8 protein-coding genes are annotated in these 7,465 nt (G+C 57.3%); 4 read left to right on the top strand and 4 right to left on the bottom strand.

All coding sequences use genetic code 11. The features are described from left to right. Nucleotides 1-6: 6 nt before the first annotated feature. The 3 genes from NCN04_RS10630 to NCN04_RS05465 form a co-directional block, all read right to left on the bottom strand. Nucleotides 7-135 carry a hypothetical protein gene (locus NCN04_RS10630; RefSeq protein WP_284498608.1) on the bottom strand — a complete coding sequence of 43 codons (129 nt, stop codon included), beginning with the start codon at nucleotides 133-135 and terminating at the stop codon, nucleotides 7-9. Between the two features lie 741 nt (nucleotides 136-876). Beyond that, nucleotides 877-1,818: an RNA polymerase sigma factor, RpoD/SigA family gene (locus tag NCN04_RS05470; RefSeq protein ID WP_250395420.1), complete on the bottom strand. Its 942-nt coding sequence runs from the start codon at nucleotides 1,816-1,818 to the stop codon at nucleotides 877-879. A gap of 152 nt (nucleotides 1,819-1,970) precedes the next feature. Continuing rightward, complete coding sequence (locus NCN04_RS05465) at nucleotides 1,971-3,524, bottom strand: bifunctional ADP-dependent NAD(P)H-hydrate dehydratase/NAD(P)H-hydrate epimerase (protein WP_048345997.1); 1,554 nt, start codon at nucleotides 3,522-3,524, stop codon at nucleotides 1,971-1,973. Between the two features lie 50 nt (nucleotides 3,525-3,574). Between NCN04_RS05465 and mnmA the strand changes: the two genes are divergently transcribed. Further along, a complete protein-coding gene (gene mnmA, locus NCN04_RS05460; protein ID WP_250395419.1) occupies nucleotides 3,575-4,750 on the top strand; it encodes a tRNA 2-thiouridine(34) synthase MnmA in 1,176 nt (391 codons plus the stop codon). On the opposite strand, the gene NCN04_RS05455 is transcribed toward mnmA, so the two are convergent. After that, nucleotides 4,674-6,191 (bottom strand): apolipoprotein N-acyltransferase, encoded by a 1,518-nt coding sequence (locus tag NCN04_RS05455; RefSeq protein ID WP_250395421.1) that lies wholly within the window; start codon nucleotides 6,189-6,191, stop codon nucleotides 4,674-4,676. The genes mnmA and NCN04_RS05455 overlap by 77 nt on opposite strands. 51 nt (nucleotides 6,192-6,242) lie before the next feature. Here NCN04_RS05455 and NCN04_RS05450 point away from each other — a divergent pair, with 51 nt between their 5' ends. From NCN04_RS05450 to NCN04_RS05440, 3 genes are all read left to right on the top strand, one after another. Then, on the top strand, nucleotides 6,243-6,572 hold the full coding sequence (locus tag NCN04_RS05450; RefSeq protein ID WP_250395418.1) for a phasin family protein: 330 nt from the start codon (nucleotides 6,243-6,245) through the stop codon (nucleotides 6,570-6,572). Nucleotides 6,573-6,606: 34 nt separating this feature from the next. After that, a complete protein-coding gene (locus NCN04_RS05445; protein ID WP_250395417.1) occupies nucleotides 6,607-7,221 on the top strand; it encodes an FKBP-type peptidyl-prolyl cis-trans isomerase in 615 nt (204 codons plus the stop codon). A gap of 58 nt (nucleotides 7,222-7,279) precedes the next feature. Next, the coding region (locus NCN04_RS05440) for a superoxide dismutase [Ni] (protein ID WP_284498607.1) at nucleotides 7,280-7,465 on the top strand (186 nt) is incomplete at its 3' end.

Raw genomic sequence — 7,465 nt, 5'->3', positions numbered from 1 at the left:
TGCTTGTCACCACTTAGCCGTTAGGGCAATGAGGCAACCACCCTTAAAGGACAGCATTGCAACACGGTCATCACGGACGAAATCCACCACCTCATCACTGAAAGGATCATCCTCAAGGCGCCTTTCGGAAAGCATCAAGAAATTGGCATCAATGTGGCGAAGAAGAGCATTTATCGATTCAACATAATCCTTATAATCCTTAGATTGCACATCCATTTCGAAAACCTCTTTGATCCGAAATCTAAGGTTCTTGTCAAAGACAAGCTCGGAATCGTCGCGCTAGAACCGTCTGTGCACTGAAACCACTTATCTTTTGCACCTGAACAATCATGTACGCAAAAGTCACCGATAGAACGATGCAAGCAAGAGCATTCATCCAATACTTGGGTCAATTATGTTGCCCCTGAGGGACTGCTCCAGATGTTCGATTGAGCGCTCTTGTTGATCCTTGCGGCGCTGAAGATCCAACTCAGCCTGATGCTTTGCGCCATCGATTTGTTGCTGACCCCCATTCATCATTTCTGTATAGGTGAGCGCTCTGGGCTTGCTCGGCTGATTTGATTCGGTCAAGTGTTTCGTCTCAGGGATGAAAGCAGAAGTCTCTCAACTGTTCTTACAGGTTCGGACTCGCGCAATTGGGTGAGCACTTCGCGAGTTTGGACGTTTTGGAGTCGCTCTATGAATCCGGGATGTCAACTGGAACCCCCACAAGACTCGCAGTTCAAGGATCTAGACATCAATCGACAATGCATTGATCCATTGCCTACAAGAACCGAATTGATCAGCTAGGGACCACAGGGAATCTGATGACCTCATGAAGGACGAAAAAGATGACCACGACTGATGCTTGTGACCAGCCGCGGAATCTTCGAGCCATCAGAACGTTGGAGACATCCGACGGGTGAGATTGCGCAGCTTGCGCAGTGACTTCAATTCCACCTGGCGTACGCGTTCACGCGAGACATCGAGCAAACGACCAATTTGAGCCAGGGTGTGGCGCTCGTTACCGTTTAAACCAAACCTCAGAGTGAGCACATGTTGCTCCTGCTCACTCAGGTGACTTAACCAGCGACCAAGTTGTTCGTGGTGAATGCGCTGTTCGACCTTGTCGAGAGGCTCCTCTGCTGAGGAATCGGCAATCAAATCGCCAAGGAAACTACGGCCATCCTCTCCATTCACAGGAGCATCAAGACTGCTAGTCGTGAGAGCCTGACGGAGCAAGGAGTCGAGCTCCTCAACAGGCATGTCCAGAGCTTCTGAAATCTCGAGGCGACTCGGCATCGCACCCAGCTTGTGTGCGAGATCCAGACTCACTTTGCGGATGGTGGTGAGACGCTCGCTCAAATGCACGGGCAGACGGATCGTGCGTGACTGACAAGCAATCGCCCGGGTCATGCTCTGACGGATCCACCAAAAGGCGTAGGTGGAAAACTTATATCCACGCGTTGGATCAAACTTCTCAACCGCCCGTTCCAAGCCAAGGGAGCCCTCTTGAATGAGATCGAGAAGCTCAAGACCTTTGCCTTGATATTTCTTCGCGACACTCACAACAAGGCGTAGGTTGGCCTTCATCATCCGCTGCTTGGCACGCTGGCCAACGCGAATCATGCGGCGGTCCTTGGAGCTGAACTCTTCGCTGTCAGGAGAAACTGTTCCGTCCTGGGTCAGCTCCATGAACTTCTGGACCTGATTGCCAAGCTCAATTTCTTCAGCAGCGGTCAACAGTGGTATTCGGCCAATCGTCGCCAAATACCAACTAATCGGATCACTGCTTCTGCGTCTCTGAGTCTCGGAGGTCCGAGCTGTTGAGGAAACCATGGCAACTCGTCTCTTGGGCGTGGTGAGACTTTCCTATGAAAAAACGATAAACCCAAATGTTTTCAGCAACCCTTCAGATTCTTGAAAGGAAAACGACACATTTGTGCGTTTTGAATTGTGTGCATTTTAAAACTTCATCAATTTTCTTACAATTAATTGGCGCAAATCTGACGGGTGAGCTCAGCAAGGGTTTTCGCAATCTCATTGGCACTACTGGCATCTTCACTGGTTCTTGCCGCTTCGGCGTGCAATAAAGCCGCGGCGGCAAGGGCCGTGCCCCGCGACTCCTCTCCACACGCCAGGCAACGCGCACCCCAGCCAACGGCAAATCCAGCCAACAGATCTCCAAGGCCCGCACGAGCCGACTGAACAGACGTATCCACGAGTTGATGCACCACACCATTCGGATCGGCAATCAATGAGTGAGCACCCTTAAGCAGCACAACCGCTCCGCTCTCTGCTGCTGCCCATTGCGCACTCTCCAGCGGTTCCCGACCACTGAAATCAGGGAAAAGCCTTGCGAATTCACTGCGATGTGGGGTGATCCAGGTTGGGAATTCACGCCGGCAAAGCCAACGCCAGCCTTGCTTTGAGCCGGCCAAGGCGTTGAGCCCATCCGCATCCAGCACGAGTAGCCCTTGAAACGAAACCAAGGGTTCTGCCCAGGCATCCCAATGCCCTTCGAGCGCTCCAACACCAGGGCCCAGCAACAACGCATCCAAGCGGGTTAGATCTGCATGAGCCAGCCATGGTCCCCAAGCCAATCCTCTCGATGCGGTTGCTGGCAACGAGGCCGACACCACCAACTCAGGAATCCACTGCCAGATGAGCTCAGCCACGGCTTCTGGCAACGCGGCTTTCAGACTTCCCACGCCACTCGCCATCGCCCCATGCGCCGCCAGAACGGCTGCGCCGCGATAGCGCTCGCTACCTGCGAGTACCAAGACGCGGCCTCGCTGATATTTCATGGCCATTGGCGAATCTTGAGGAACTGGCAGAGTCACCAGATCTTTTGCCATCACTCGCAGCACAGCAGATGCATCCCGTTGATCAATCAACTGGCGCGGAACGCCAGGGTCCAAACGATGCACACAACCCGCGTTGGCCAGAGCTGCGTCCTGAACCAACCCGCGTTTCACCAGACCCACGCACAACGTGTCGGAGGCCACCGCCCCACCGCCGGCCTGCATCCGGCCGTGATTGGAATGCATCCCAGCAGGCACATCCAAACTGATTAACCGACCCGGCTGAACACGCTCGCGTTCGGAAAACAACAGCGCCAAACCCTCAGGGAGTGGACGATGTTGTCCCAACCCAAACAGTGCCTCCACCCACAGAGCTGAGTCCCTCGGATCCGGCTGCGTCTCCAGAACAATTGCCCCAAGCCACTCCAGATGACGCCAATGCTCTTGGGTGAGCAATTGCCGGAGCGGCAGAGGGGCCCACAGCCTCACCTCCACTCCGGCAGCGATCAACCGTCTCGCCACCACAAGCCCATCACCACCGTTGTGGCCCGGTCCCACTAACACCAAAACGCCCTGCTCGAGTCGCTTCCGGCGCTGAAGACACCAATCAGCCATCGCCTGGCCGACGGCTTCCATCAAGGCGGCAACAGGCAAACCACTCCCCAGCCATTCCTGCTCCAGTGCCAGCATTTGCTCTGCACTGACGAGCCAGTGATCCGCATCAAAAGGAGGCCAGACCAAGCCAAAAACACCCGGGCCCTCACTATGGAGTTAGACAGCGATGCCCGCCCATGTCGGCCGAGGCCAAGATGACCACCTCTACAGCAACTCAAGCAGGTGCCGAGGCCCTGGAGCGATTGCGCCAATGGCCTGGTGAGCATCGGGTGGCCGTTGGGCTTTCGGGTGGGGTCGACAGCTCACTGACCGCAGCCTTGATGGTGGAAGCCGGCTGGGAGGTGGAGGGCCTCACGCTCTGGCTGATGAGCGGGAAGGGAGCATGCTGCGCCGAGGGCCTGGTGGATGCTGCCGGAATCTGTGAACAGCTCGGTGTTCCCCACCACGTGGTGGATTCAAGAGACACCTTCGTTCGCGAAATCGTTCAAGGCTTGGTTGATGGCTACCGGTCTGGCATCACACCCCTGCCATGTTCCAAGTGCAACCGTTCGGTGAAATTCGGGCCGATGCTCGCCTGGGCCGAGCAAGAACGCAATCTCCCCAGGGTTGCCACAGGCCATTACGCCCGCATTCGTCTTGACCGGGAAGACGGCCGCTGGAAGCTGTTGCGAGGTTTAGACAGCCGCAAAGACCAGAGTTACTTCCTCTATGACCTCCCCCAGGAAGTTTTGGCGCGCGTCGTGTTCCCACTCGGCGAACTCACCAAGGCCGACACCCGTCTTGAGGCCGGGCGCCACGGATTAAGGACTGCCGACAAGCCAGAAAGTCAGGACCTCTGCCTCGCCGATCACCATGGCTCGATGCGCGCTTTCCTCGATGCCTACATTCCCCCGCGGGACGGTGAAATCGTGCTGCAAGACGGAACGGTGATCGGGCAGCACGACGGCATCGAACACTTCACGATCGGTCAACGCAAAGGCTTGGGAATTGCCTGGAGTGAACCACTCCATGTGGTGAAGCTCGATGCCGCCATGAATCAGGTGGTGGTCGCCACGAGGGCAGAAGCTGGTCGCACTGGCTGCGAGGTTGGCGCTGTGAACTGGGTCTCAATCGCCCCGCCCCCACTCGGTTCCCCCATGGAGGTGGAGGTGCAAGTGCGCTACCGCAGCGAACCCGTTCGTGCCCATCTCATCTGCATCGAAGCCACTGCTAACGATCGGGCTGGACAGCGCCCTCATCGCTGCAAGCTCACCTTCCACGAGCAGCAGTTTTCGATCACTCCTGGTCAGGGGGCTGTGATGTACGACGGCGAGGTCGTGCTGGGCGGGGGGCTAATCGACTCGCCGGTCTGATCAAGATCAGCGACGAGGCTCCGATCAACAACAGCAGGGGTGACTCTCCCCAGCGCACATACCCCGTCAAACCCGTATGGGGTTGGAACTGCACCACCAAGAGGCCTGGATCGAACGACGCCAAGCGCTCTGCGATCTGACCATTGGCTTGGACCAAGGCCGTTGGACCCGTGTTCGCCGTTGATAAAAGCGGTCTGGCCGTCTCCAAACTGCGCAGCTGGGCCAAAGCCAAATACTGCATCTGAAGGAGGCGGGGGTAGGGGTCAAGGTTGGCCGCAGCAAGAATCCACTCCGCCCCCTCCGCCACGCCCCGAGCCAACGCCACTCCATTGCTGATCTCGTAGCAGATGGCCACAGAAGCAGGTGGACCGCCCCAGCGCCAAAGCCTGGATGGCTCTCCAGCCTCCAGGCCTCCGATGGCAGAGAGGCCACTGAAGCCTGGCAAGGCCGGAACCCATTCCCCTAACGGAACCAATCGATGCTTATCAATCGAGGCAATCGGAGTGGTGCTACCAGCCTCTACCAAAAGCATGGCGCTGTGCTGACGTCCCCTCGACCAGCGAAACCCTCCACTCATCAATGGAATCGGAGCCGGTGCGATGAGGGAATCATTAAGCGACAACGTACCTTCAGGTGCCATCAGCCAATCCGCATCAGCGGCTTCAGCCTCTTGAAGCGCAGCTTGAAGCCGTCCGGGAAGGTCCCGTTGGCGTTGCGCAGAAAATTTTTCACGGGTGGGAATCGCAGGTTGCCAGAGGCCAACGCTGTATCCCGCTCGCTCAGATTGGGCCGCCATCATGACTGGGTTCTGCAGCAACTTGGCCCCTATCCCATGAAGAACAACAAGGCTCAACAGGCCGCCTGCCAGGAGTCCGAGCCAACCTGAATCACGCCGGGACAGCGTCAGCAAGCGCCATAGCCACCAGCCGAGCAGCAATTGCAGGGCGGCAAGTCCGCCCTCACCGATCCAGCGACTCAGAGCAGCCAAAGGGGGGTCGGCAGGAAGCAAGCTGCCACCAACTCCGATCCAAAACACAGGGCTTTGGGATAGCGCCACTTCCACCAATCCCCATACGGACGCGGCCATCACGGCATGGGTCAAACTCCCCCGCAAGGGCAGGCGGTTCACAAGACCACTCCAACAGGCCAGCAGTAGGGCTGCCAGCAGTGCACAGGCCAACCAAATCCCAGCAGCCACCGGCAGGCTGAGCCCTGCGGGAACACCGATCCACATCAGGGGATGCAACGCCAGCAACCAGCGATGGCTCAACAGAACGGCCACGCCACCCCAGAGCGCAGAGGCGAGACAACTGGAGGACGCAGCCCAGAGCAGCGCCAGGGCCGGCACCATCCACCAAGGTCCCGACACTGTCAAAGCAACGCCTGCAAGCAGTCCTCCCACCAGCCCCTGCAGAAGAACCAGGGATCGGTCATTGCCCATGGTCAGTGCCGGGAGATCAAGCCATCCTGAATCGAGACGCATCGTACGGCTATGGATACTGCCAATCCCCTGCAACAGCTACTTCTTCGTGGACTCGGCACCACCACCCTTGTTGCAGATCGGCTTCGTTATGTCACCCAGGAATGGGTGAGCAGCGGCCGTCTTGATTCAAGCCATGCCTCCGCACTTGTGGACGATGTGCTGAAAGCATTGCGCGGCGAAACACCAGAACTCGAGCAGCAGATGGGCCGCAGCCTCGAACGCAACCGCGACCATATTCTTCAAGACCTCGGTCTGGCCAGTCAGCGAGAAGTGGATGAGCTTCGGGGGAGAATCGATCGCCTTGAGCAGCAGTTACGCCAAAAGGAGCGAGAAGAATGAACTGCCAAACTTGGGTTCAATCGAGCAAAATTCTGTGCGCGAGATTTTGATCAGCACCGCTGTCTTTGTGTCCTGTTTGATGGTGGCGCTCATCAGCCAACTGGTGGCGCCCTCAACGGTGACTGCCGCAACGCCATCCACCATGGCCAGCAGCACTGCGATGAAGTCCCAAGCGGCTGTCGTTCAGGCCGTGGCCAATCCCATGGAACTCGACCCTGACGACCCCAACCCCACCTTGTTTGCAATGGCTCCCGATACCAACCTGGCTGATGCTTCAGCGCTCGGCGGACCGATGGAAGCAGAGAAGCCTCAGGTCACCGCGAGTGGACTGAAAATCACCGACCTAGTTGTCGGCACTGGTGATGAAGCGAGCTCGGGACAGAACGTGGTGGTGCACTACCGCGGCACCCTCGAAGACGGCACGCAATTTGATGCGAGCTACGACCGCGGCACTCCGTTTGAATTTCCGCTTGGAGCCGGTCGGGTAATTAAAGGTTGGGATGAAGGCGTCCAAGGGATGAAAGTGGGCGGAAAGCGCAAGTTGGTCATTCCCCCTGAGCTGGGCTACGGCCAGCGTGGTGCAGGCCGAGTGATCCCTCCGAACGCAACCCTGATTTTTGAAGTCGAACTATTAGACATCAAAAAGTGATCCAAAGGCAGGTGATCCATAGGTAGGCTTATCGAACGAAAATTCTGTTTCAAACCCGATGCTTCGCACGGCTCTATCAGCGATCGTTCGCTCCTTGCCCGCTTCCACCGTTGAAGCCCACTGCGACGGACCCTGCGGTGTGTATGACCCTGCTTCAGCTCGTGTTCACGCTGAAGCAGTGCTTGCAATGACCAAAAAGCTCAAGGCTTTGGAAGCCCCTGCTGCCGGAAATGCTGCAGCGCTT

The sequence above is a fragment of the Synechococcus sp. MU1655 genome (genome assembly GCF_023630655.1).
GTDB lineage: Bacteria > Cyanobacteriota > Cyanobacteriia > PCC-6307 > Cyanobiaceae > Synechococcus_C.
The sequence above is the reverse complement of the archived record's forward strand: the minus strand, read 5'-3'. Positions and strand labels throughout refer to the sequence as shown.

Excerpts from the sequence above, each read along its gene's own strand:
- NCN04_RS10630 (WP_284498608.1), bottom strand. The coding sequence starts at position 135 with ATGCTTTCCGAAAGGCGCCTTGAGGATGATCCTTTCAGTGATGAGGTG.
- NCN04_RS05470 (WP_250395420.1), bottom strand. The coding sequence starts at position 1,818 with ATGGTTTCCTCAACAGCTCGGACCTCCGAGACTCAGAGACGCAGAAGC.
- mnmA (WP_250395419.1), top strand. The coding sequence starts at position 3,575 with ATGTCGGCCGAGGCCAAGATGACCACCTCTACAGCAACTCAAGCAGGT.
- NCN04_RS05455 (WP_250395421.1), bottom strand. The coding sequence starts at position 6,191 with ATGGGCAATGACCGATCCCTGGTTCTTCTGCAGGGGCTGGTGGGAGGA.
- NCN04_RS05450 (WP_250395418.1), top strand. The coding sequence starts at position 6,243 with ATGGATACTGCCAATCCCCTGCAACAGCTACTTCTTCGTGGACTCGGC.